This is a genomic window from Bacillus sp. Bos-x628 (genome assembly GCF_040500475.1).
Classification (GTDB): Bacteria; Bacillota; Bacilli; order Bacillales; family Bacillaceae; genus Bacillus; species Bacillus maqinnsis.
In genome coordinates this window covers 1,601,589-1,626,109 of sequence record NZ_CP159358.1, presented here as the reverse complement: position 1 = coordinate 1,626,109, position 24,521 = coordinate 1,601,589, and the positions used below count along the sequence as shown (strand labels likewise).

The 24,521-nt window shown below is 39.3% G+C and carries 19 protein-coding genes; 11 read left to right on the top strand and 8 right to left on the bottom strand.

Annotated features, from left to right (window positions below; genetic code table 11):
• Positions 1–35: 35 nt before the first annotated feature.
• Together ABVJ71_RS08550 and ABVJ71_RS08545 are read left to right on the top strand one after the other, a co-directional pair.
• Complete coding sequence (locus ABVJ71_RS08550; protein ID WP_353853659.1) at positions 36–1,778, top strand: adenine deaminase C-terminal domain-containing protein; 1,743 nt, start codon at positions 36–38, stop codon at positions 1,776–1,778.
• A gap of 552 nt (positions 1,779–2,330) precedes the next feature.
• Positions 2,331–2,645, top strand: a complete 315-nt coding sequence (locus ABVJ71_RS08545) for a YerC/YecD family TrpR-related protein (RefSeq protein WP_353853658.1) — start codon at positions 2,331–2,333, stop codon at positions 2,643–2,645.
• A 335-nt stretch (positions 2,646–2,980) separates the two neighbouring features.
• Here the strand turns inward: ABVJ71_RS08545 and ABVJ71_RS08540 are convergent, their stop codons facing one another.
• Positions 2,981–4,561 carry an FMN-binding glutamate synthase family protein gene (locus tag ABVJ71_RS08540; RefSeq protein WP_353853657.1) on the bottom strand — a complete coding sequence of 527 codons (1,581 nt, stop codon included), beginning with the start codon at positions 4,559–4,561 and terminating at the stop codon, positions 2,981–2,983.
• A 146-nt stretch (positions 4,562–4,707) separates the two neighbouring features.
• On the opposite strand from ABVJ71_RS08540, the gene ABVJ71_RS08535 reads away from it, so the two are divergent.
• The 5 genes from ABVJ71_RS08535 (at position 4,708) to ABVJ71_RS08515 (ending at position 11,610) form a co-directional block, all read left to right on the top strand.
• Entirely contained in the window at positions 4,708–4,941 is a 234-nt protein-coding gene (locus tag ABVJ71_RS08535; protein WP_353853656.1) for a hypothetical protein, read from the top strand.
• A 444-nt stretch (positions 4,942–5,385) separates the two neighbouring features.
• Positions 5,386–6,072 (top strand): heptaprenylglyceryl phosphate synthase, encoded by a 687-nt coding sequence (locus ABVJ71_RS08530; RefSeq protein ID WP_353856617.1) that lies wholly within the window; start codon positions 5,386–5,388, stop codon positions 6,070–6,072.
• A 63-nt stretch (positions 6,073–6,135) separates the two neighbouring features.
• The gene (pcrA, locus tag ABVJ71_RS08525) at positions 6,136–8,358 is read left to right on the top strand and encodes a DNA helicase PcrA (RefSeq protein ID WP_353856616.1); all 2,223 of its coding nucleotides are present in this window, start codon (positions 6,136–6,138) and stop codon (positions 8,356–8,358) included.
• Between the two features lie 42 nt (positions 8,359–8,400).
• Positions 8,401–10,407 (top strand): NAD-dependent DNA ligase LigA, encoded by a 2,007-nt coding sequence (gene ligA / locus ABVJ71_RS08520; RefSeq protein ID WP_353853655.1) that lies wholly within the window; start codon positions 8,401–8,403, stop codon positions 10,405–10,407.
• Between the two features lie 42 nt (positions 10,408–10,449).
• Entirely contained in the window at positions 10,450–11,610 is a 1,161-nt protein-coding gene (locus ABVJ71_RS08515; protein ID WP_353856615.1) for a CamS family sex pheromone protein, read from the top strand.
• 468 nt (positions 11,611–12,078) lie between these two features.
• Here ABVJ71_RS08515 and ABVJ71_RS08510 read toward each other — a convergent pair whose 3' ends face one another.
• The 4 genes from ABVJ71_RS08510 to ABVJ71_RS08495 form a co-directional block, all read right to left on the bottom strand.
• The gene (locus tag ABVJ71_RS08510) at positions 12,079–12,186 is read right to left on the bottom strand and encodes a hypothetical protein (RefSeq protein ID WP_353853654.1); all 108 of its coding nucleotides are present in this window, start codon (positions 12,184–12,186) and stop codon (positions 12,079–12,081) included.
• A 234-nt stretch (positions 12,187–12,420) separates the two neighbouring features.
• Positions 12,421–12,894 carry an antitoxin YezG family protein gene (locus ABVJ71_RS08505; RefSeq protein WP_353853653.1) on the bottom strand — a complete coding sequence of 158 codons (474 nt, stop codon included), beginning with the start codon at positions 12,892–12,894 and terminating at the stop codon, positions 12,421–12,423.
• Positions 12,887–14,818, bottom strand: coding sequence for a T7SS effector LXG polymorphic toxin (locus tag ABVJ71_RS08500; protein WP_353856614.1), 1,932 nt, complete (start codon positions 14,816–14,818; stop codon positions 12,887–12,889). The genes ABVJ71_RS08505 and ABVJ71_RS08500 overlap by 8 nt, the downstream gene beginning before the upstream one ends.
• A gap of 561 nt (positions 14,819–15,379) precedes the next feature.
• On the bottom strand, positions 15,380–15,574 hold the full coding sequence (locus tag ABVJ71_RS08495) for a DUF3951 domain-containing protein (RefSeq protein WP_353856481.1): 195 nt from the start codon (positions 15,572–15,574) through the stop codon (positions 15,380–15,382).
• A gap of 918 nt (positions 15,575–16,492) precedes the next feature.
• Between ABVJ71_RS08495 and ABVJ71_RS08490 the strand changes: the two genes are divergently transcribed.
• Positions 16,493–17,500, top strand: a complete 1,008-nt coding sequence (locus ABVJ71_RS08490; protein WP_353856480.1) for a phosphotransferase — start codon at positions 16,493–16,495, stop codon at positions 17,498–17,500.
• A 44-nt stretch (positions 17,501–17,544) separates the two neighbouring features.
• Here ABVJ71_RS08490 and ABVJ71_RS08485 read toward each other — a convergent pair whose 3' ends face one another.
• A complete protein-coding gene (locus ABVJ71_RS08485) occupies positions 17,545–18,243 on the bottom strand; it encodes an MgtC/SapB family protein (protein ID WP_353856613.1) in 699 nt (232 codons plus the stop codon).
• Positions 18,244–18,406: 163 nt separating this feature from the next.
• Positions 18,407–19,888, bottom strand: a complete 1,482-nt coding sequence (gene putP, locus ABVJ71_RS08480; protein WP_353856479.1) for a sodium/proline symporter PutP — start codon at positions 19,886–19,888, stop codon at positions 18,407–18,409.
• Positions 19,889–20,290: 402 nt separating this feature from the next.
• Here putP and gatC point away from each other — a divergent pair, with 402 nt between their 5' ends.
• From gatC to gatB, 3 genes are read left to right on the top strand one after another with little or no spacing between them, the layout of a single operon-like run.
• Entirely contained in the window at positions 20,291–20,581 is a 291-nt protein-coding gene (gene gatC, locus ABVJ71_RS08475; protein ID WP_353856478.1) for an Asp-tRNA(Asn)/Glu-tRNA(Gln) amidotransferase subunit GatC, read from the top strand.
• Positions 20,582–20,595: 14 nt separating this feature from the next.
• Positions 20,596–22,053 (top strand): Asp-tRNA(Asn)/Glu-tRNA(Gln) amidotransferase subunit GatA, encoded by a 1,458-nt coding sequence (gene gatA, locus ABVJ71_RS08470; protein ID WP_353856477.1) that lies wholly within the window; start codon positions 20,596–20,598, stop codon positions 22,051–22,053.
• A gap of 12 nt (positions 22,054–22,065) precedes the next feature.
• A complete protein-coding gene (gene gatB, locus ABVJ71_RS08465) occupies positions 22,066–23,496 on the top strand; it encodes an Asp-tRNA(Asn)/Glu-tRNA(Gln) amidotransferase subunit GatB (RefSeq protein ID WP_353856476.1) in 1,431 nt (476 codons plus the stop codon).
• Positions 23,497–23,664: 168 nt separating this feature from the next.
• On the opposite strand, the gene ABVJ71_RS08460 is transcribed toward gatB, so the two are convergent.
• Positions 23,665–24,510 (bottom strand): TetR/AcrR family transcriptional regulator, encoded by an 846-nt coding sequence (locus ABVJ71_RS08460; protein ID WP_353856475.1) that lies wholly within the window; start codon positions 24,508–24,510, stop codon positions 23,665–23,667.
• Between the last annotated feature and the right edge of the window lie 11 nt (positions 24,511–24,521).

The window sequence follows — 24,521 nt, the reverse complement described above, 5'->3', positions numbered from 1 at the left end:
CGATAAGTCTAATACAAATGAAGGAGAGTATGTGAATGTCCGAACGTACTTTTAATTGGAGAAACAATGACATCCGTACACAAATCGATGTAGTCGATTCAAAATTAGATCCAACACTCCTTTTAACAAATGGACTCGTGCTGAACCCGTTTCTCAAGCAATGGGTGAAAGCAAATATTTGGATACATGATGATCGAATTGTTTATGTCGGAGCAGAGCTTCCTCAAAATAAATCAACTAAACGTGTGATTGATTGTGCTGGGAAATACATTGTGCCAGGTTATATTGAACCTCATGCGCATCCGTTCCATATTTATAATCCCCAATCTCTTGCAGAATATGTGTCTCAATTTGGCACAACAACAATGGTCAGTGATAACTTATTTCTTCTTTTGCAGAGCAATGAAAAGAAAGCGCTTTCCACTTTGTGTGAATTAAAAAAGCACCCATTTCAATACTTCTGGTGGTCCAGATATGATCTCCAAACAGAAGTGAGATATGAAGATGAAATGTTGCCAATTAACTATCGAAAAGAATGGATTGATCATCCTGACGTTCTTCAAGGCGGAGAATTAACAAGCTGGCCAAGGTTGATGGACGGTGATGATCTCATTTTATATTGCATGCAAGAAACGAAGAAACAGCGAAAACGAATTGAAGGTCATTTCCCAGGCGCTTCTGAGAAAACGCTAACAAAAATGAAACTGTTTGGAGCCGACAGTGATCATGAAGCGATGAATGCAGATGATGTGTTAAAACGCTTGTCTCTTGGCTATTATGTTTCACTGCGTCATTCCTCTATTCGTCCAGATTTAGCGCCGATTTTAAGAGAGCTGCATGAACGTGATTTTAGGCAGTATGACCACTTTTTTTATACAACAGATGGAGCCGCACCTCACTTTTATGAGGAAGGTATGATTAATCGATTGATTTCGATAGCGCTTGAAGAAGGCGTGCCCATCATCGATGCCTACAATATGGCGACATTTAACATTGCGAAATATTATCAAATTGATGACTTATTAGGGGTAGTCGGACCCGGTAGGTTGGCTTCTTTGAATATTTTAGACGAGCTATTGAATCCAAATCCTGAAACGGTTATATCCAAAGGGGTCATTCTGAAATTAGAAGGTGCGAATCAGCATCAATTTCAAGAAACAAAGTGGGGAAAAGGCGGGCTTATTCCACTAGATTTAGGCTATGATCTGACCATGAGCGACCTGCAATTCTCTATGCCGCTTGGTGTGAAAATGAGAAATGCCGTCATTATGGAGCCGTATACAGTGGAGATTGATAACTCTGTGAACCAACTGTCATGTGATCATGATCAAAGTTTTTTTAGTTTGATTGACAGAAAAGGTGAGTGGCGTGTGAATACGATGCTAAAAGGTTTTGCGCATAAGGTGCAGGGCTTTGTCAGCTCATTTTCGACGACTGGCGATATTTTAGTCATCGGGAAGAATAAAGAAGATATGATCCTCGCCCATAAACGAATGAAAGAAATCGGTGGAGGGATTGTCCTTACAGAGAACGGAAAGATATTGCACGAAATACCGTTACAATTATCCGGCTGTGCATCAGCTGAACCGTTTGAGACCGTGCTAGCGCAGGAACAAAAATTGCGGGATCTTCTCATTGAACGCGGGTATCCATTTGACTGTCCGATTGATACACTTGTCTTTTTCCAAAGTACGCATTTGCCTTATATTCGAGTGACACCAAGAGGAATATTTGATGTCATGAAAAAAACTGTACTCTTTCCGTCTATAATGCGTTAAAATATAACAGAGTGGAAGCTGTATCATCTTTGCCCGATTTTCTCCTGCTGTTATAGGGCAGAAAATCAGCAAGTCATACACTTCGTTACATGTAGACAAAGCAGAGGGTTTTGACATGACGAGAGAAGTGCCCTAATGTAAAATGGATTTGTCGGTTATGCTGACCGATAAAATATTTGAAATGAACATCAAAGCATGGCGGGATGCATGTTAGTTGTCTCGCCAAACTTTCAACACATACCGTAGCTCATTCATAGGGCAGATCGAACAATAGCAGAAGCATTTTTATATCGGAAGCAAACAAGTTTGTCAGATTGTCGTACAAGGAATATGACAAAACTTGTCGAATTTGTTTACGATAAAGAAGCTTCGGCTTACGAAAGAACCTGACGGCATTTTCAGTGCAGAACCCAAACTGTCATGATTTGTTCAAAGCTCATTGCGGAGGTTGAAAAATTAGTCAGGAAAGATACCGCTTCCTCTAAATAGAGAAAAGGCATGGAGTCTGTTGTTTAAGCGGTGTGCCAATAGTAAAGGAGAAGATGTATAAAGATGCAAATTGATAAATTAAGGGGCAAAAGCTTAGATCAGTTATTCAAATCCATTTTATCCCTTAAAGACCTGGAAGAGTGCTATCGATTCTTTGATGATTTGTGTACAATCAATGAAATCCAATCTTTATCACAGCGTCTTGAAGTAGCTCGAATGCTTCGTGAGGGAAATACGTATCATAAAATTGAAACGGAAACAGGTGCGAGTACTGCTACCATCTCACGTGTGAAACGCTGCTTGAACTACGGAAATGATGCATATATTATGGCACTGGACCGCATAGCCGAACAACAAGCAAAAGAAGAAACCAAATAACACCGCTCTAGCTGTAAACAATCCTTTTCAAGAAAACGGAGTTGTTTGCAGTTTTTTTGCAAAAAAGTTCGGTAACAGCTCAGTCTGTCGGGAAAATCTCGGCAGCTTTATTTTTTTATCACCATCCTAATCATTTCTTATTATGTAAAATTAATTTGGACAGTATTACTCTGTGGATGTAGCCAACACTCTCAACTCTGAATGTAATTTGCAATGTTCTGATCAGCTCAATTTCTGTTGCCACACTCCTAATACATACTTTAAGAATAAAAAAGATTGTAGAAAAACATGAGTTTCTCTACAATCTAAAAGTACGGTAGCGCATCTTTTTGTAGCTAGACAGAATGATGTGTGCTTGAGAACGTAGGCACTTCAGTTGTTTGGCCATTCTCTTGTCTAAAAATAATATGTTTTTCGTTAAAATGGATAGGTGATTCAATACCACTAGCTGCCGATAAGTTAAATAAACCTTCTCTAAGGGATAGGATATAATTGCATACTCGATATTTCTTTTCTTCAATCGACAAAGCTCTTTGCAGCTTTGGATCAGTTGTGGCAACCCCTACTGGACATTTATTCGTATGACATACTTGCGCCCGAATACAACCAACTGAAAACATAAGTCCTCTTGCGATATTCACAAAGTCAGCTCCCATGGAAAGGGCAATGGCAATTTTGTCAGGTGAGAGGAGCTTGCCTGATGCAAATAGCTTAACTTGATCTCTTACACCATACTCTTTCAGAATTTGATGAACCATTGGAAGTGCGGTGAAGATGGGCAGCCCTGCGGAATCCGCTAACTCATGAAAAGATGCTCCCGTACCGCCTTCCCCTCCATCTATGGTGATGAAATCAAGGTGTTTCCCGCTCTTTTTTATATAGGCCGCAAGCTCCTCAATTTCTTCTTTATGACCAACAACAAGTTTAATCCCGACTGGCTTTTCGCCAATGGCTCGAAGTTGTTCAATGAAATTAAACATCTCAGGAATAGATCCAAAAAGCTGAAAGCGGTTCGGGCTGTCAATGGATTGGTGAGGCGGCAATTTGCGAATACTCGCAATCTCCTCGGTGACTTTCTCTCCGTCAATGTGACCGCCTCGTGTTTTGGCTCCTTGGGCAAGCTTTAGTTCAAAGGCTTTAACTTCCTCGTACTCACTTTTTTTCCTGAACTCTTCGAAAGAAAATGCGCCATCCTCTGTTCTCACACCAAATAGACCAGGACCGATCTGACAAATAATATCAGCACCGCCTTTTAGATGATAAGGAGAAAGACCACCTTCGCCTGTATTCATCCATGTTCCGCCAGCCATCTTTAAGCCAGATGATAGAGCCGTAATTGCCCGATCGCCTAAAGAACCATAGCTCATGGCCGATTGACCAATGAGACCCTTTACATAAAAAGGTTTCTTACAAGTGTGTTCTCCAATGATTTGAACGTCTTCTTCATGTAAGTAATATGGGTTTGCTTTGACTTCTTTAAAATGTTCGCTTCTTCGCAGTAAATTGTCTTGATCGATCTGATACACTTTTGTGTGAATTTTTTCTGATTGATCAATCCGTAGTTCATCTCGCTGTTTTGGAAAGAGAACGTTGCGAATATAATATCCAGGCTTGTCAAAATCACGCTTTGACCCAAATCCCATCGTCCGGCTGTTGTATTTACCGGACATCACTGCTTGCTCATACTCTTTTCTCGAAAAAGGAAGCTCCTCCCGATCGTTGAGAAATAGATATTGGCGAAGTTCAGGTCCTATCTTTTCAAAAATGAATCGCAGTTTGCCAATGACAGGATAATTTCGTAAGACAGAATGCTCTTCCTGCTTTTCATCTCTCACCCAAATCCATGTGAATAGGATGAGTGGTACGATCAAACAAATGGTCAACATTGCGACAATGACAATCACAGTTGTGGTCATGTTATCTCCTCTTTTCTCTTTCATTGTTGTTGTTATACCTCTTTTCTTACAAAAAGAAACCACATGTCGGCTAACGCATACTGTGACGTTTAGAAATGAGTAGGCGGGGTAACATACAAACAAGAATCAATGGGGAGGGAAAACACATGAATATACGTCCATTAAATGCGTATGTACTTGCAGGAATAGGGGTTGGAAGTGCTGTGTTATTAGCGGTGAAAAATAAGCAGCATCTTAAAAAATGGGCAAGCGTATTTCGGTCAAATCAAAAGGTCCCTGAAAAAGCCGGTCATCCTGATCCACTTGATATTCAAGATAATAAGATGGTCGATGAAGGAGCTATGACATCTGTCCAATATTTTAACAAAGTAAGACAATAGCCTAAAAAAAGCCGATTTGAACAGAACAAAACGGCTTTTTGCCTTCTGTATTTGACAGTATCAAATCTAAAAAAGATAAAGTGATAAAATGGCAGAACAATCTCGTGGTTCTGTCTTTTTGATGTGATGAATCTCCTTCATCTGAATGAAACTTCCTTCTTCTTTCACCTTTTACATTTAGTTTCTGAATTATCGGTAATCATGAACAGATAGACTTGTTATTTACATTCACTTCGGACATTTCATTCCCACAAAAGATATCCGTCTCCTTCACTATGATCACGGCTTTTTTTCAGCAATACTCCCCACTGACTTATCTCCGTTTAACGACAAACTGTTTTCAAAAGAATGAAACTTTTAGATGAAGCGGGTTCGCCGTTTTTTGCGGTCACTGATTTTGTTATAATATTTAAATGGAATGAAATGAATGGAGGAACGTTTTTCATGTATGATGTTACCGAGTGGAAGCATGTCTTTAAACTCGATCCAAATAAAGAAATCACAGATGAACAGTTAGAAGCAATTTGCGAATCTGGTACGGATGCCATCCTGATCGGCGGCAGTGACAATGTGACAGAGGACAACGTCCTGCACCTGATGTCAAAGGTTCGAAGGTTTCTTGTGCCATGTGTGCTTGAAATCTCGGCACATGAGATGATTGTGCCGGGCTTTGATCTTTATTTCATCCCGGCCGTGTTAAATAGCTCTCATCCGGATTGGATTGTTGGGCTTCATAAGGATGCCATGAAGGAATACGGTGATTTGATGTCAATGGAAGAAATTGTGCCAGAAGGATATGTGATCTTAAACGAAGATTGTAAGGCGGCCAAGCTCACAGACGCAAATACCACTCTAGACATTGATGACGTGCGCGCCTATGCCAGAGTAGCAGAACATTTGATGAAACTGCCCATTTTTTATCTAGAATACAGCGGGACGCTCGGAGACATAGAAGTTGTCAAAGAAACAAAAGCGGTTCTTGAGGAAACAGTTCTTTTTTATGGCGGCGGTATTCAGACAGCTCAACAGGCAGAAGAATTTAAACAACATGCAGACGTTATAGTCGTCGGAAATGTCATTTATGAAGATTTTAAAGAAGCTTTAAAAACAGTGGATGCAGTCAAAAAGTAGTCATAGTCAAACAAGATGAAACGGTTTAAAATAGAACATAAGTTCGAAATGGCGGTGAATGGAATGAATGATATATCGAATCAGCTATTAGAAGGGCTGAATCAGGCGCAGAAAGAAGCGGTCAAAGCAACCGACGGTCCACTATTACTAATGGCAGGAGCAGGAAGTGGTAAAACACGGGTGCTCACACATCGAATCGCGTACTTAATGGCAGAAAAGCATATAGCACCATGGAATATTTTAGCGATTACATTTACAAATAAAGCGGCACGTGAAATGCGTGATCGAGTGCAAGCCATTTTAGGACCTGGAGCAGATGAAATTTGGATCTCTACCTTTCATAGCATGTGTGTTCGAATTTTAAGGAGAGATATTGACCGAATTGGTGTGAATCGCAATTTCTCCATTTTGGATACATCTGATCAGCTCTCAGTGATCAAGAACATTTTAAAAGAACGAAATATCGATCCTAAAAAGTATGACCCGCGCAGTATTTTAGGGTCAATCAGCAGTGCGAAAAATGAATTAATTGATACAGAGAAATATGCAAAAACAGCCGGCGATTTCTATGAACAAGTGGTAAGCGACGTTTATACAGATTATCAAAAGCGATTACTCAAAAACCAATCGCTTGATTTTGATGATTTGATTATGATGACAATCAGGCTGTTTGAACGCATCCCGGAAGTATTAGAGCATTACCAACGCAAATTTCAATACATTCATGTAGATGAGTATCAAGATACTAACAGAGCACAGTACATGCTTGTGAAGTTGCTTGCCCAGCGTTTTCAAAACATTTGTGTGGTCGGTGATTCGGATCAATCGATTTACCGTTGGCGTGGAGCGGATATTACCAACATTCTTTCTTTTGAAAAAGACTATCCGTCCTGTGAAGTCATCCTGCTTGAGCAAAATTATAGATCAACAAAACGAATCCTGCATGCAGCCAATTCGGTGATACAAAACAATGCGAACCGTAAACCAAAAAATCTTTGGACTGAAAATGAGGAAGGGGCTAAGATCGCTTATTACCGAGCGGAAAATGAGTTTGATGAAGGACAATTTGTCGCTGGAAAGATTCGTCAGCTTCATCAAAGCGGCAAGCGTAAATTATCTGATGTTGCTATTCTCTATCGAACCAATGCCCAGTCTCGTGTCATTGAGGAAACATTAATGAAGGCAAACATTCAATACAACATCGTCGGCGGCACGAAGTTCTATGACAGAAAAGAGATTAAAGACATTCTCGCATACTTAAGACTTGTCGCGAACCCAGACGATGATATTAGTTTCGCGCGAATTGTCAACGTGCCAAAGCGCGGGATTGGTGCAACATCTGTTGATAAAATTGCTGCTTACGCTGAAATGAACGACCTTTCAATGTTTGAGGCGCTCAGGCAGGTGGATTTCATCGGGCTGAGTGCAAGAGCAGCCAACGCTCTCGATGAGTTCAAACAGCTCATTGATCAAATGACAAATATGCAAGAGTATTTATCTGTAACAGAATTAACAGAAGAAATATTAGAAAAAACAGGCTATCGTGAAGCGCTAAAGGTGGAAAAAACAATTGAAGCGCAAAGTCGTCTGGAAAATATTGACGAGTTCCTGTCTGTGACAAAAAACTTTGAAGAACAGAATGAAGATAAATCTCTTGTGACCTTCCTATCAGAACTCGCATTAGTCGCCGATATTGACAAATTAGACGAAAACGAGGTAGAAGAGCAGGATGCGGTCATTTTGATGACCCTTCACGCAGCGAAAGGTCTTGAATTCCCTGTTGTCTTCTTAATGGGGATGGAGGAAGGTGTCTTCCCGCACAGCCGTTCATTAATGGAAGATGCAGAGATGGAAGAAGAACGACGTCTTGCCTATGTAGGGATCACTCGAGCAGAAGAAGAGCTTTATTTATCTAGTGCAAAAATGAGGACTTTATTTGGTCGGACGAACATGAATCTTGAATCAAGATTCATTGGAGAAATACCTGCTGAATTATTGGACAACCTAAATGAGAACAAAGAAGTCAACACACCGTTTGGTCAAACAAGAGAGCGACCTCAAAGACGTGGACCCGTCTCACGAATGCAGACCCAAACCATTCAACATACAGGAGCTGGCAGTATTCGATGGGCTGTGGGCGATAAAGCCGCACATAAAAAATGGGGCGTTGGAACCGTTGTGAGTGTGAAAGGAAGCGGAGATAGCACGGAGCTTGATATTGCTTTCCCAAGCCCTACAGGCATTAAAAGACTCCTTGCTGCATTTGCGCCAATCGAGAAACAATAACCTTTGGATTGACAAAACGGATGAATTGAAAGGAAGAAGCAGATGGATAAAGAAGCAGCAAAACGCCGAATCGAGGAACTGCACCAGATGTTGAATCAATACAACTATGAATATCATACACTTGATCGTCCAAGTGTTCCTGACGCTGAATATGATGCGCGGATGCGTGAGCTGATCTCTCTAGAGGAGGAACATCCAGATTTAAAATCACCTGATTCCCCCTCACAAAGAGTAGGGGGGGCTGTTTTAGATGCCTTCCAAAAAGTACGTCACGGTACACCGATGCTTAGTCTTGGAAATGCTTTTAATGAACAGGATCTCCTTGATTTTGACCGTCGTGTTCGTCAAGCAGTTGGTGACAATCTAGCATACAATGTCGAACTGAAAATTGACGGACTCGCTGTTTCTCTCCGTTATGAAAACGGGATTTTTGTCCAAGGTGCCACGCGTGGAGATGGGACAATAGGTGAAGATATTACGGAAAACTTAAAAACCATTCGTTCCATCCCGTTGAAAATCAATCGTCCTCTTTCAATTGAAGTAAGAGGCGAGGCGTTTATGCCGAAGCACTCTTTTGAAGCATTAAACGAAAAAAGAATACAGAACGGTGAAGAACCGTTTGCGAACCCGCGTAATGCGGCTGCGGGGTCACTTCGTCAGCTCGATACGAAAATTGCAGCGAAACGAAATCTTGATATTTTCGTCTACAGTATAGCGGAGCTTGATGAAATCGGTGTGGAAACGCAAAGCGAAGGACTTGATCTCCTCGATGAGCTTGGGTTTAAAACGAACAAAGAAAGACGGATGTGCCAAACGATTGAAGAAGTGATCGAGCTCATCGAAACAATCAAAACAAAGCGAGCAGACTTTCCATATGAAATTGATGGGATTGTCATCAAAGTGAATTCATTAGCTCAGCAGGAAGAGCTGGGTTTTACAGCAAAAAGTCCTCGTTGGGCTGTCGCTTACAAATTTCCAGCAGAAGAAGTCATTACAAAGCTGCTCGATATTGAATTAAGCGTTGGTCGTACAGGTGTGGTCACTCCGACGGCGATACTAGAGCCGGTGAAGGTAGCAGGTACCACTGTGCAGCGAGCGTCTCTTCACAATGAAGATTTGATTAAAGAAAAGGATATACGCTTATATGATCAAGTCATCGTGAAGAAGGCTGGCGATATTATTCCAGAGGTGGCAGGTGTGCTTATAGATCAGCGTACAGGTGAAGAAAAGCCGTTTCATATGCCGGCCGAGTGTCCAGAATGTCAAAGTGAGCTTGTGCGAATCGAAGGCGAAGTGGCATTGCGCTGTATTAATCCAGAATGTCCAGCACAAATACGTGAAGGACTCATTCACTTTGTCTCTCGTCAAGCAATGAACATTGATGGTCTTGGCGAACGAGTCATTACACAGCTTTTTAAAGAGCAACTCGTGTCTCGTGTGTCAGACCTATATCGATTAACAAAAGAACAGCTCATCCACCTTGAACGAATGGGTGAGAAATCAACGGATAATTTATTACGCTCTATTGAACAATCGAAGAAAAACTCCCTTGAGCGCTTATTATTTGGCTTAGGCATTCGATTCATTGGATCTAAAGCTGCCAAAACATTGGCGATGCATTTTGAAGACATTGATCAATTGAAGCAAGCGACAAAAGAACAGTTACTCGAAGTAGATGAAATCGGTGAAAAAATGGCAGATGCTGTTGTCACCTACTTTCAAAAAGAAGAAATTCTGGACTTGCTGAATGAACTGAAAGAGCTTGGGGTCAATATGACCTACACAGGGCCTAAGCCGGTTAAAGCAGAGGAAATTGATTCCTACTTTGCAGGGAAAACGATTGTTCTCACTGGAAAATTAGAGCAGATGTCTCGAAACGATGCAAAAGCTGCTATCGAAGCATTAGGTGGTAAATTAGCAGGAAGTGTGAGTAAAAAAACTGATTTAGTGATAGCTGGAGAAGCTGCTGGAAGTAAGCTGACAAAGGCAGAAGAACTCAATATTGAAATATGGGACGAAGCTAGAATGCTCGAGGAGCTAAAGAAATAAGAGGAGTGTTTTCTATTGAAAAAGTTGTTAGTGCTGCTGACAATGCTTACACTGGTGTTGTCAGCGTGTGCACCTTTTGGGGGAAAAGATGAAGAAGAGGTTACACAAAAGACGGATGAAACGAAGGAAACAGCGATCATCCCTATGTACAATATCTCTGACTCTTACTACAAAATGGTGCTGCCGTTTAAACAAGGAGCTGCAAGAGGTTTAACAGCAGAGCATCTCAACACACGCTTGGATATTGATGAATTTGAAACAGGTCTCATGCGCCTAGCAACAGAATCGTTTAATACAAACGACTATCTGTTCCAAGAAGGACAGCATTTGGATGAAGATACAGTTCTGAGCTGGCTGGCACGTAAAAAAACAGGCAGTGATTTGAAAAAGGCGGAAAAAGAAGATAAAAACTTTAAGAACCTTGGCTTAAATCCTGCTCTTCCAAACTCAGGTTCAACAAAGTCCAAAAATGAAAATAGTCCAATATACTTAGCTTCTATGCTAGAACATAATTACCTTATTCGAAAAGACAAAAATAGTTTACAGCTTGGTGGAGTTGTTATTGGTCTTGCACTTAACTCCGTTTATTACTATCGCGAAAATGTCGGTGATCCTCAGCAAGAAGTCACAATCGATTCATCTAAAGATTCGAAAAAGCTCTTGGCAGAAGGTGAAAAAATTGCTGCCCAAGTGATCAAACGAATTCGTCAAATGGACGGTTTGCAAAAAGTGCCTGTAATGATTGCACTCTACAAACAAGCGCCAAAATCGTCGATCGTTCCAGGTAACTTTATTGCTAAGGCAGATGTGAAAGCAGGCTCATCTGATATTGGCAACTGGGATATCCTCAAAGAGGAGAACGTCTTTTTCCCTTCTGATAATGCCAAAAGCAATTACAAAGATGATTCAGAACGATTTGACCGCTTCAAAACAAAGGTAGAAGATTACTTCCCAAACTACACGGGAGTGGTTGGCAAAGGCTTCTATAAAAACGGAAACCTTCAAAAAATGACAATTGATATTCCGATGCAGTTCTACGGAAAAACAGAAGTCGTGGCATTCACACAATATTTAACGGGTGAAGTCATGGACTACTATAAGAGTACAAATGTAGAGATCAACATCACATCTTCAGATCAGCAAGAAGCACTTATTACAAAAAATGCTGAAGACAAAGAACCAACTGTGCATATATATGACTAACAAAAAAACCGCACAAGGCAATTGCAAGCGTGCAGACAAACCCCACCTTTACTTGAAGTGAAAGTGGGGTTTCCACTTGTTTTGATAAACTATATAAGTTGTCTGAAACTGGACATGGTTCTTTCCATGTCCAGTTTGCTAGCTTGTGTAGATTCATGGCAGACCCTGCATTAAAAATTTCCGACCGCAAAGCCCTTTTAGCGGTCAAACTGTCGAGAAATTTAAAGGTATAGGAACACATATATGGAATAAATGAATGGAAATAAACACCATCAGCCACCTTATCATTTTTTCATTCGAGAATATAGTTGTTTAGTAAAAAACAAAAGGTTGTTTATTCTTAAGTGTTTACATTTAGCTTCAAATAGAATGTACGTTCTTTGGTGGTGGAATACAGAACCTTTGTTCAATATAAATTTTGGAAAGCAAAAACCCTCCTTTTCATTTTTTCATTTGGAGGGTAATGTGTTAGTTGCTTTTTTTCTTTTTTAAATAATTCAACACAGCTTCTTTAACTTCCTCGTCGTCAGGGAGAATTTCGAACGTTTCATATTTCCATACCGCTTTTCTTTGCACTCCATTTAATCCAATAGAGTAAATATCTTCATATCCATACTCAATAGAAAATTTCCCCTACTGCTCCGACTGGAGAGTAGCTGTTGTCCAAGCTCCTAAACCATTTTTAACATATTCTTCCTTTTAAAAGCTTTAATATTAATTGATCTACTGATATGCATGATGGAGCATCAAGTTTTGCCATTAACTCTTTGATTCTTCGTTTCTCTACTTCTTCTCTTTTACTTTTAGAAACTAATCAAGTCTGGAGAGATATTTTTCTAAATATTTTTTCCCAGAATTGCTTTTAGGCATAATACCAAGATGCTCATATTTCCAAATGGTTTTCCTTTCATGAGGGTTTGTCTCTGAAAGGTCTTCATAGTTAAAATCAATATTAAAATTTCCTATCTTATCAAATATCATAGTGAAATTTGTCCAAGATTCTTGACCATTATCTTTAAACTCTCTCCAAAGTTCTTGAATAAAATCAACTAATCGATGCCATTTTTCTGTGTATTCAAGTTCGCTAACTGTAAACAATTCGGTTATTTCATGACTATATATCGGTTTATCATCATTATCTTCAGGATAATAATAAAAGTAAGCAGTCTGAGAACCTTCTACAACCTCGCCGTATAAATAAACCTTTGACCATTCATCGGGAATTGTACCTACTACAACCTCAACTATCTGCTTATATAGTATTTCAAGTTTTTCCTCATTCATTGTTTTTCCCTCCAGGCACATTATCAAATCGTCTGATTTCCCATTCATCATCACCGATTTTATACTTAATATTAAAGCTTTCTGGGCGATGTGAATCAGCCTTGTAGTTGAGATTCACCTTTACCTTTACTTCATCACCATTTTTAAGTGCATTTGCCCAAGTATTCTCAAGTTTTTTCCATTCACCTTTGTTTAGATTTCCATTCATCGGCACAAGATTATCAATATCCCCAGACCCTTTGAAAATAGACGCAATCAAATGTCCTCCGTCATCATCTAGTAATCGATCTGGTTTCCCTGTGTTTGATTGGGCATATTGGTTTCTTTTGATCTCTCCGTATTGTAAATCACTTGCTTCGACTTTGACAATGCGGCCATAGTGATCTGTTGTGTAGGTGTAGCCTTGTTTTGTTGTATAAATGATATTTGGTTTTAACACTTTCTTTCGTTTCCATCTGACGAAATGTTCTCCATATTTAACGACTGTCGGCGGTGTTTTTGGTGCTGGTAATCGTCTGCCTGTCTTAGAGATCCCGTATCCTGGATTGTTGTCTAAACGTTTTGCCATGGAAAGAAGCTTATTTTTAATGTTTTCTCCATCAAACACGTTATATGGCAGTTTTCCGCCGCCAGCTATTTGAAACTTTGGTGAGTACGGCAATAAATTCGGAATGGAGACAGTATCTATTGATTTTGCTCCTTGTTCAAGTCCTTTTTTAATCGTTGTTTTAGCTGCAGATGTTCCTGTTTTCGTGATGGCTCCTGCACCTTTTGAGCCAAATACGATTTCTGCTAGAGAGCCAGTGGCATAGGCAAACCAATGTGCTCTTGAGTAGGCATCACCTTCAATAACCTCTTTTTGAAATGAATCAGAAATGGCTTTTCCAATGACTTTTGACGTTTCAATTGGGTGAGAAACAGCGGTGACAACAGATTCTACAGCTCCGTCAGGGTCAGTGACAAGATCGTACATACCGATCACTGTATCTTTTGCCACATCATAAAGACCAACTGCTGCTCCTTTTATGCCATCAATCAATACATCTGACGCTTCTTCTTGTGCTTTCATTTGAAGAAGGTGACTGTAGTACATTTTTTGATCGTAAGAGAGATGTTCATATCCAATCGCATCTACTATCTCAAAATATTGATCTACTGATATGCATGATGGATCATCAAGTTTTGCCATGAACTCTTTGATTCTTCGTTTCTCTGCTTCTTCTTTTTTCACCTTTAAATACGCTTTCACCTGTGCATCTATTTTATCATGATTTTTGTACACTTCTGTCTCATGAAACGCTTTTGCATCATAATACATGGGCTGTGCGTGTTTCCCTTTACCGGTGGCTGCCATCATTTTGGTATAAAATGATGTAAGATGTTGCTCGATCGCTTCTGATTTTGCGTATTCCGTTTTGAGTTCATGGTCTATTTTATGTAAGGCATCAATCGTTTCTTGTCGTTTTATATTCGCATCATCTAAGTGTTCGTTTACTTCTTTGCTAGAAAATACATCTAACTCAATCAGATCACGAATGTCATCAAAAATATTTGCAAGAGCTTCCTTTTGTTCTTCCACCATATCTTGATTGTTTTGAATGCCTTGTTTCACTTGAGATTCGAGAAAGTGCTCGTCAATAAACGTATAGCCTCCTAAAGATGCATCATCAAGCTTTCCTTTCACTCCATCTAAAAAAGCCTTTTGCATGTCAATAAAATCAAGATAGGTATTGGCATAAAGTGCAAGATCAGCATAAAAGGCTTTGATGTTATCTGCCCCTTTACCTGTGAACTCATCACCTAAATTAGCCACACCTTGTAATGCTTGTTTCAAATCTATCATTTCTTCCCGAAGTTCCTGATAGTGCTTCGCTCTTTCTTCCATAGCGTTTGTTAGTGCTGTTGCATCAAGTATTTTCCCCAGAAGAAGTCACTCCCTCCTATTCTGAACAAGGTCAATTTTACCAATGCAAAGATTGGCATTAAATAGGAAAAAAGATACAAAAAACACAATAAAAGCGGACATGAATCAAGACACACCTTATTGTATTGAATGATCAGCACGTGAGTTTTTTCTGGGCAAAATATTTCGTTCGTGTTGTTTGTCTCTATCATACGGTGTTTCTCAGAAAATAAGGGTCCTTTCCGTGCATATCTGAACTATAAAAAAAGTGTCCATAAAAATGGAAACTCCTCTAGTTTCTGTTACTCCCAAAACGCATCACCTTCAGAATCAATATATTTCTGAAGAAAAGTTCCAAAGTCTACATCAAGCGTCCTATATCTAAACCGTCTTCAAATAGATAAAGATCAGGTTTTTCCTTATTTATGATCAAGTAGCTTCCTTCAAAAAAGAAACTCTAGAAATCAATTGACAACTCAGCTTTGTTGTCTTAACGTACTACACAAAAACATTATCCTTTAATTAAACTTTTTTCTTTGTAGAAAACGTTCAAACAATTCATCACAATTAAATATTTGCCAGCTAGAATTTTTTAATCATTTTTATCCTTATCATTGCCTGACCGTCTTCATTTTCTTCTTCATTTTGCTCTACATGAAATTCATTACTTGTGTTGCCGGTTATATTGTCGAAGGGAGTATAGTGAACACCTATTCTTTTCCCTAAAATCATTCGTTTAAGAAGAATTACAACTAATAAAATAACTATTAACAACATAAAGAAAAAGTAGTCCACTCATCAAATCAAACCTCTATCTTTTTAATCTCTGGAAAAGGAGATAAGTTTAGAGAATACATGTTGAGAATGAGTTGAAGATCAAACACTTTTTGCTTACAAATTTATTTCATTTGAAAATAAGGGATAATGACCAATGCACTAGCGATAAAAATAATCACAATCACGATGAAAACATAGATACCCTTTATGACACTGCCAAACATCATTAGCATGAATGGCATGAATAAAGTCAATATGCCAATGATCAAAAGCAATAAACTGATTCTTTTGGATCACTTTTTTTATCTCCTAAGAAAGTGAATTCATTATATCCAATGATTAGACTTAAAAGTTTTTTTACTCCTATTAAATAGGAAAAGAAAATACAAATACATCCGCCTAGCACGTAATTTATCAATTTTATCAATCCTATATATATTTTTCAAAAAATTCTCTGAATCAAAACCTAATTCCATATCTGCTTCTTTTTTGATTTGTTTTTGACGATTTAAGAACAATTTATATTTGGGACTCATTTTATAGAGTAGATCACTGAATGGACTACCTTCCTTTAATTGAGGAAGATCATCACTATTCTTCATTTGTTGTATATAGTATAACTAATTCACTCCTTTTCCTACATATTGGCTAGTTAACAAGGCTCTTTTATAGTATTTCAATGAATGCTCAAGCAAGCCTTTTCGCTCTAAGTATTTCCCCACATCAACTAAAATTTCCTCTATGATGATTCAAGCTCACCGATTGGCGATTTTTGTTTGTTGAAAAAAGGTATTCTCATTCTTTTGTCAAAATAAGTGATGACACTAACATGAAAGGCTGGTATGTTGATGCTCGAATAAATGCTGATAAAACAATTGTCAATGAATTTTCATTAAAAGAGGAAAAAGGAGAATCAGCATGCATAAAGAAGTAAAAGAGCGATTTGATGAACATATTGTCTTGCAGAAAGCGGCTCAATTATATGACTTTCAGCCAGAACAAATCACATTTTTAGCAGATGCAGAAAACTATGTATATGAATATAAGGCGAAAAATGGGGAGACTTATATTTTAAAAATCACCCATACGATTCGACGTTCACTCACATATATCTTAGGAGAAATGGATTGGATTCGATATTTATCTCGTCGTGGACTTGCTGTAGCTAAACCAATCTCTTCTATTAGAGGGAGAGATGTTGAAATGGTGTCTGATCAAGCAGGAGGTGCATTTTTACTCCGAGTGTATGAGAAAGCCCCTGGCAGAAAAGTCGAAGAGGTAGATTGGAATGATAAGTTATTTTATGCACTTGGGAAATATATAGGCCGCATGCACCAGCTTACAAAGAGCTATCAACTATCTGACCCTCGTTACAAAAGACAAGAGTGGGATGAAGAAGAGCAGCTAAAGTTACGAAAATACGTTCCAGCGGATCAGACTCTTGTGTTTGAACAAGCGGATCAGTTAATGGAAAAACTAGCAAAGCTTCCGAAAGATCAGGATAGCTATGGGTTGGTTCATGCTGATCTTCATCATGGAAACTTCCACTGGGATCAAGGGAAAATCACGACCTTTGATTTTGATGATATTGGATACAACTGGTTTATCAACGATATTAGTATATTGCTATATAATGTTCTATGGTACCCTGTTATACCATATGATGATAAGGCAGCATTCACTGCTGAATTTATGGGGCATTTTCTGAAAGGCTATCGAAAGGAAAATGAGTTGGATGACGTATGGCTAAAGACGATACCTGACTTTCTTAGGCTGCGCCATATGCTTATTTACGGGCTTTTGCACCAAGCATTCGATCTGGAAACGATTGATTCCGATCAAAAAGCCATGTTGACACGTTTTCGAGAGGAAATTGAGCAACAAACACCGATTACACCTTTTGATTTTATGCAGTTGACACATTGAAAAAATCCCTGGCTGACATCTGCTAGCCAGGGATTTTCTTTGTATTACACCGTATCACACTTCACTCCAACAACGCCTTCTAAATCTTTAATATCAAAATAGACATCTGTTGTATAACGATCCTTGTGCACACGAACACGCACTTCCATGATAGGGTAATCTTTTTCCGTTAAATCATCAATGCGAACAGAATGAATGCGGATATGAAGTGCCTTCATTTCTTTTAAAATCTCCGTCATTCGGTTTCTGTCAGAAAGAGATAATCTGATGCGGATTTCCTTTTCCTGTAAGCGGATTGGACCGAACTTTTGGAAGAGCCATGGTAAGAATTCTACACTGATAAGAATAAAGAAAAGACCAAGGAAGGATTCTTTATAAAAACCTGCACCTGTTGCAACACCAAGACCTGCCGCCCCCCAAATCATGGCGGAAGTCGTCAGACCTGAGATCACATCATTGCTTTTACGAAGAATCACACCTGCTCCAATAAAACCAACACCAGATATGATTTGCGCCGGTAACCTGAGCGGGTCCATTTGTAGCTTAGAAACTTTAGGGAAATTGTAGGCTGCATCAATGCTGATGATGGTTAATAAGCAGGAGCTGACAGCAATGACAATACACGTTTTTAAGCCGAGCGGTTTTTTCTTAAGCTCACGTTCAAGACCGATAATGAGACCAATGAAGGTAGCCACGGCTAATTTTAAGACAGTATCCCATTCAATTGTCCAAGACATGCGTATCGCTCCTTTCATTTCATGTACGTTTCACAACATGTATATGATTTTCCCATAGTCCATATGGCTGCACAATTTCTATTTTATTCAGAATCGGAAGAAAGAAAAGCTTTTTATATCAAATTGAAAATAAGTCATCTGCATCGCACAGATGACTCTTAAAAAGTTGTTATTTTCTTTCTTTCACAAGATGGTCTTCCATCTTGTGAAAGAGCTTTTTAGAAGCGATAGATGGCTTATTTGTCAGTAAGCTGACAACGATAGCGGTTATCCCGCTTAAAATAAACCCAGGAACCATTTCGTATAAGCCTGTTGTATGATTTAAGCCTGTTGAGATCCAAGTTAAGACCACAACTGCTCCAACAATCATACCTGCTAAGGCGCCATGATGATTCATTCGTTTCCAGTATAAACATAATAAGATGACTGGACCGAAGGAAGAACCAAATCCTGCCCAAGCATAACCAACGAGATCGAGAATGGTATCACTTGGATTGAGTGAAAGACAAAGCGCAATGATGGCAACGACCAATACCGATATGCGTCCAATCATAACAAGTTCTTTATCAGAAGCATTTTTTCTAAAGAATGTTCGGTATAAATCCTCTGTCAGTGCACTTGCTGTTACAAGTAGCTGAGAAGAGATTGAACTCATAATCGCAGCTAAAATAGCAGAAAGTAAAAATCCAGTCATGTATGGGTGGAATAGCACTTTTGAAAAAACAATAAAGATCGTTTCAGGATCGGCTAATGTTGTACTAGTTTCATGTACATAAGCGACACCAACTAATCCAACAGAAAGTGAACCAATGATCGAAACAATCATCCAGCTCATCCCAATATGCCGTGCAGGTTTCAAATCCTTTATTGTCGTAATAGCCATAAATCGGACAATGATGTGCGGCTGTCCAAAGTAACCAAGTCCCCATGCTAAAAAGGAAATAATGCCAATGACGCTCGTTCCTCTAAATAGATCAAGTAATTTTGGATCAATTTGTTGAATATCTTGATATGTGGCAATTGGGCCACCTAACTGAGTAAAGGCAACGATCGGCACGAGCACTAATGCTAAAAACATAATGGCTCCTTGAACAAAATCAGTTAAACTAACTGCCAAAAAGCCGCCGAATAATGTGTATAGTATCACAATACTAGAAGTTAAGATTAAACCAAACATATAATGAGCACCAAACGCTGATTCAAATAAACGTCCGCCTGATACCATACCTGATGAGGTGTAGAGCGTAAAGAAAATCATAATAATGACAGCTGATACAGCTTTCAATAAAGGAGACGAATCTTTAAACCGTTTATCAAAAAAATCAGGAATGGTAATCGCATCATCAGCAACCTCTGTATATGAGCGTAAGCGAGGAGCTAAGAATAAATAGTTTAAGTAAGCTCCACTAATTAACCCAACAGCAAGCCATCCAGATGAAAGTCCAGTTGTATACATTGCCCCTGGAAGTCCCATTAGCATCCAACCACTCATATCAGATGCGCCGGCAGATAAAGCCGTGACATAAGGACCTAAACTGCGTCCACCTAACATGTAATCATTCAAGTCATTAATTTTTCTAAAAGCATACCAGCCAATGACAAGCATCCCAATAAAATAAATAGATAAAGAAATTCCAATTTCAATACTCATGTTTCCATATCACCTTTTTCGTATTAATGTGACATCACCTCATTCGGAAGATACAAAAGCGGTGAACAGAACATCCGATTTCTGCTCACTGCTATGGTTACTTAACCTATCAGAGTATTCCCAAGTGATCAACCTTCTTCACCTTCTTGATTTTCAATAAAAAATGCAAGAATTAGTGATAAGAATCAAATTGTAATCGCTTACAAAAATGCATAAAAGTAAAAATTTTCTGAAAATAAAAAGGGATATTTCGGATGATTCTTTATGTCAAAAACGTATGAAGCGAAGTGAGCTGTACTGCCTTAGTAGAGTTGCTTTAGAACAGTAAAATTTGATATGATAAAGTGTATATGACTTATAATCATGACCATCAACACGCATCAATTTTGGAGGTGAACCTGTATGTCAAGAATTTCAATAGAAGAAGTAAAGCACGTGGCGCATTTAGCAAGACTTGCGATTACAGATGAAGAAGCTGAAATGTTTACAGAACAGCTTGACAGCATCATTTCATTTGCAGAGCAGTTAAACGAGGTTGATACGGAAAACGTTGAACCAACAACACACGTACTAAAAATGAAAAACGTCATGAGAGAAGATGTTCCGAATAAAAGTCTTTCAATTGAGGCAGTCATGAAAAATGCGCCTGATCATAAAGACGGCTATATTCGTGTGCCATCTATTTTGGACTAAAGGAGGCCCGAGACATGTCACTGTTTGATCACAAAATATCTGAATTAAAAGAGCTTTTACATAAAAAGGAATTGTCTGTTTCTGATTTAGTGGACGAGTCTTATAAACGAATTAATGAAGTAGATGGGAAAGTACAAGCATTCCTTGCACTGGACGAAGAAAAAGCGCGTGCGTATGCAAAGGAATTAGACGAGATAGTTGGTGAAAAGGACGAGCTTGGTCTGTTGTTCGGTATGCCGATTGGTGTAAAAGACAACATTGTGACAAAGGATTTGCGTACAACAGCATCAAGTAAAATTTTGCAAAACTTTGATCCTATTTATGATGCAACCGTTGTGAACCGTTTAAAAGATGCGGAAGCTGTCACAATCGGTAAATTAAACATGGATGAATTTGCAATGGGTTCTTCTACAGAGAATTCCGGCTATCAAGTAACAAAAAACCCATGGAATTTGAATAAAGTTCCAGGGGGATCGAGCGGTGGATCAGCAGCAGCTGTTGCAGCAGGTGAAGTTCCGTTGTCACTTGGCTCTGACACAGGTGGTTCGATCCGTCAGCCGGCATCATTCTGTGGTGTTGTTGGTCTTAAGCCGACATATGGTCGTGTATCAAGGTACGGTTTAATCGCATTTGCATCTTCATTAGATCAAATAGGGCCGATTACTCGGACTGTAGAGGACAATGCATATGTTCTTCAGGCGATTTCTGGCGTAGATCAAATGGACGCAACAAGTGCGAATGTTGATGTACCAGATTTTCTTTCTTCATTAACTGGTGACATAAAAGGCTTAAAGATTGCTGTGCCGAAAGAATATCTTGGAGAAGGTGTTGGCGAAGAAGCAAGAGAATCTGTTCTTCAAGCGCTCAAAGTATTAGAAGGACTTGGTGCAACATGGGAGGAAGTATCTCTTCCACATTCTAAATATGCACTTGCGACATATTACTTGCTGTCTTCTTCAGAAGCATCAGCGAACCTTGCTCGTTTTGATGGGATTCGCTATGGCTACCGTACAGATAATGCAGATAATTTAATTGATTTATATAAACATACTCGTTCTGAAGGATTCGGAGATGAAGTCAAGCGTCGAATCATGCTTGGAACGTTTGCCTTAAGCTCGGGATATTATGATGCTTATTATAAAAAAGCACAAAAAGTCCGTACATTGATCAAAAAAGACTTTGAAGATGTATTTGAAAAGTATGATGTCATTGTTGGACCAACAACACCAACCCCTGCATTTACTATTGGTGAAAAGACAAGCGATCCTCTCACCATGTATGCAAACGACATTTTAACGATCCCTGTCAACCTTGCAGGCGTTCCAGGAATCAGTGTGCCTTGTGGATTTGCGAATGGTCTTCCGCTCGGTCTACAAATCATCGGTAAGCACTTTGATGAAGGAACAGTTTATCGTGTGGCTCATGCATATGAGCAAGCAACGGATCATCATAAAACAAAACCTGAACTGTAAGGGGTGAACAGAATGAACTTTGAAACAGTAATTGGACTTGAAGTCCACGTAGAGCTAAAAACACAATCAAAAATCTTCTCAAGCTCGCCGACACCTTTTGGTGCAGCTGCCAATACACAAACAAGTGTCATTGATCTTGGTTATCCTGGCGTGTTACCAGTCTTAAACAAAGAAGCTGTGAACTTTGCGATGAAGGCGGCTATGGCGCTTAACTGTGAGATTGCAACAGAGACAAAATTTGACCGTAAAAACTATTTCTATCCTGATAACCCAAAGGCATATCAAATTTCACAATTTGATAAGCCAATTGGTGAAAATGGCTGGATTGAAATTGAAGTAGATGGCAAAAGAAAACGAATCGGCATTACACGCCTTCATCTAGAAGAAGATGCGGGGAAACTGACGCATACAGGCGACGGCTATTCGCTCGTTGACTTTAACCGCCAAGGCACACCGCTTGTCGAAATCGTCTCTGAGCCAGATATCCGCACGCCAAAAGAAGCGTATGCTTACTTAGAAAAGCTAAAGTCCATTATTCAATATACAGGCGTATCTGACTGTAAAATGGAAGAAGGGTCACTTCGCTGTGATGCCAATATTTCTCTTCGTCCAATCGGTCAAGAGAAGTTTGGAACAAAAACAGAACTGAAGAACTTGAATTCATTCGCTTTCGTGCAAAAGGGTCTTGAGTACGAAGAAAAGCGTCAAGAGCAAGTATTGCTATCTGGTGGCATTATTCAGCAGGAAACAAGACGCTATGATGAAGCGTCTAAAAAGACGATTTTAATGCGTGTCAAAGAAGGTTCTGATGACTATCGCTACTTCCCAGAACCAGATTTAGTTGAGCTGTACATTGATGATGAATGGAAAGAGCGCGTAAGAGCATCAATCCCAGAGCTTCCAGATGAACGTCGCAAACGTTATATTGAAGAACTTGGATTGCCTGCTTACGATGCGATGGTGCTTACGTTGACGAAAGAAATGTCTGATTTCTTTGAAGCGACCATTTCAGAAGGTGCAGAAGCAAAACAAGCGTCTAACTGGCTTATGGGTGAAGTATCTGCATATCTCAACTCTGCTCAAAAGGAGCTGGACGATACGAAGCTTACGCCTAAAGGACTTGCGGGCATGATCAAACTCATTGAAAAAGGAACCATTTCCTCTAAGATTGCCAAAAAGGTATTCAAAGAGTTAATTGAAAATGGGGGAGACGCAGAAAAAATCGTCAAAGAAAAAGGACTCGTCCAAATTTCTGACGAAGGGGCATTGCTCAAGCTTGTCACAGAAGCGCTCGATAAGAACCCGCAATCAATCGAAGATTTCAAAAACGGAAAAGACCGTGCAATTGGTTTCTTAGTTGGACAGATCATGAAAGCATCGAAGGGACAAGCGAACCCGTCAATGGTCAACAAAATCCTTCTAGAAGAAATCAAAAAACGCTAACTATTAAAAACCGCCTCATGGGAGAAGAGGCGGTTTTTTGATAGCGAAAAAAGGCAGGGTCTTATCATAATTCAGACCCCCGCCGTATATCAATCCCAGGGTTCTTTCCTTATAATGAAGCATAAGTTTAAGCATATCCGAAGGGGGAAAGGTGAACGAAAGCGCAAATCATTGGAGGAGAAGTTTCAATTGTTCCGCTACTCTGAGGACAGCAGGGTTCTCACTCGTTTTTAAATTAGACAACATCCCTTGGATGACAGGTTTTCGAGGTTCGTCCTTGGCTAATTCTTCTTCAATCACCTCGATGGAAACGATTGTATCATCAGAAAGCATATGCTCATGCTTTAACAGGCGAAGCTCTTCTTGGATGGAAGAGGCATTAGGTGCTTCATCCTCCCAAATATTTTGACTTAAAATAGGCAGAGGGTTAGAATGCAACAATCCTTGAACCAAGTCATCAAATCGATCTAGTATAAAGGCAGAGAGCTCGTCAAATGATAAGTGTATCTCATCTTGCAGAAGCAGCACTTGCACATATGATTGAATCATCCCCTGCATCATGACTGACAGGTCAGTTATATATGGTTCAATATGCTGTCCATAAGTCGTTAAAATAGAAATTTGCATTTCATCATTCAATTGCTTTTTCACAGTTTTAGAGTACTTTTTAATCTGCTGATTTTCCGGAATAATGTTCTCGCTGAGGATCAAAATGATAAAATCCTTATTCTCTGCAAAATGTTGAAATTGTTTAGCAATTTGTTTCTGAAAAATTTCTCTAGGCGGCAGATGCTGATACTCTTTGCGAACATTCTCCATCCCTTGCATTGAAGTATCTATGTAATATTCAAACGCATGATTAAAAAGCTGTTCCTTTGATTTAAAGTGCAAATAAAATGCGCCTTTAGAAATGCCGCACTCATCAGCAATTTCCTGAATGGTCGTAGAAGAAAACCCCTTTTTCGCAAACAACTGGATGCTTGCTTTAATGATTTTTTCTTTTTTTTCGTTCATGACATTAAGTC

What these genes read in the sequence shown, in the direction of transcription:
- ABVJ71_RS08550 (WP_353853659.1), top strand. Translation starts at nt 36, where the DNA reads ATGTCCGAACGTACTTTTAATTGGAGAAACAATGACATCCGTACACAA.
- ABVJ71_RS08545 (WP_353853658.1), top strand. Translation starts at nt 2,331, where the DNA reads ATGCAAATTGATAAATTAAGGGGCAAAAGCTTAGATCAGTTATTCAAA.
- ABVJ71_RS08540 (WP_353853657.1), bottom strand. Translation starts at nt 4,561, where the DNA reads ATGACCACAACTGTGATTGTCATTGTCGCAATGTTGACCATTTGTTTG.
- ABVJ71_RS08535 (WP_353853656.1), top strand. Translation starts at nt 4,708, where the DNA reads ATGAATATACGTCCATTAAATGCGTATGTACTTGCAGGAATAGGGGTT.
- ABVJ71_RS08530 (WP_353856617.1), top strand. Translation starts at nt 5,386, where the DNA reads ATGTATGATGTTACCGAGTGGAAGCATGTCTTTAAACTCGATCCAAAT.
- pcrA (WP_353856616.1), top strand. Translation starts at nt 6,136, where the DNA reads ATGAATGATATATCGAATCAGCTATTAGAAGGGCTGAATCAGGCGCAG.
- ligA (WP_353853655.1), top strand. Translation starts at nt 8,401, where the DNA reads ATGGATAAAGAAGCAGCAAAACGCCGAATCGAGGAACTGCACCAGATG.
- ABVJ71_RS08515 (WP_353856615.1), top strand. Translation starts at nt 10,450, where the DNA reads ATGCTTACACTGGTGTTGTCAGCGTGTGCACCTTTTGGGGGAAAAGAT.
- ABVJ71_RS08505 (WP_353853653.1), bottom strand. Translation starts at nt 12,894, where the DNA reads ATGAATGAGGAAAAACTTGAAATACTATATAAGCAGATAGTTGAGGTT.
- ABVJ71_RS08495 (WP_353856481.1), bottom strand. Translation starts at nt 15,574, where the DNA reads ATGTTGTTAATAGTTATTTTATTAGTTGTAATTCTTCTTAAACGAATG.
- ABVJ71_RS08490 (WP_353856480.1), top strand. Translation starts at nt 16,493, where the DNA reads ATGCATAAAGAAGTAAAAGAGCGATTTGATGAACATATTGTCTTGCAG.
- putP (WP_353856479.1), bottom strand. Translation starts at nt 19,888, where the DNA reads ATGAGTATTGAAATTGGAATTTCTTTATCTATTTATTTTATTGGGATG.
- gatC (WP_353856478.1), top strand. Translation starts at nt 20,291, where the DNA reads ATGTCAAGAATTTCAATAGAAGAAGTAAAGCACGTGGCGCATTTAGCA.
- gatA (WP_353856477.1), top strand. Translation starts at nt 20,596, where the DNA reads ATGTCACTGTTTGATCACAAAATATCTGAATTAAAAGAGCTTTTACAT.
- gatB (WP_353856476.1), top strand. Translation starts at nt 22,066, where the DNA reads ATGAACTTTGAAACAGTAATTGGACTTGAAGTCCACGTAGAGCTAAAA.
- ABVJ71_RS08460 (WP_353856475.1), bottom strand. Translation starts at nt 24,510, where the DNA reads ATGAACGAAAAAAAAGAAAAAATCATTAAAGCAAGCATCCAGTTGTTT.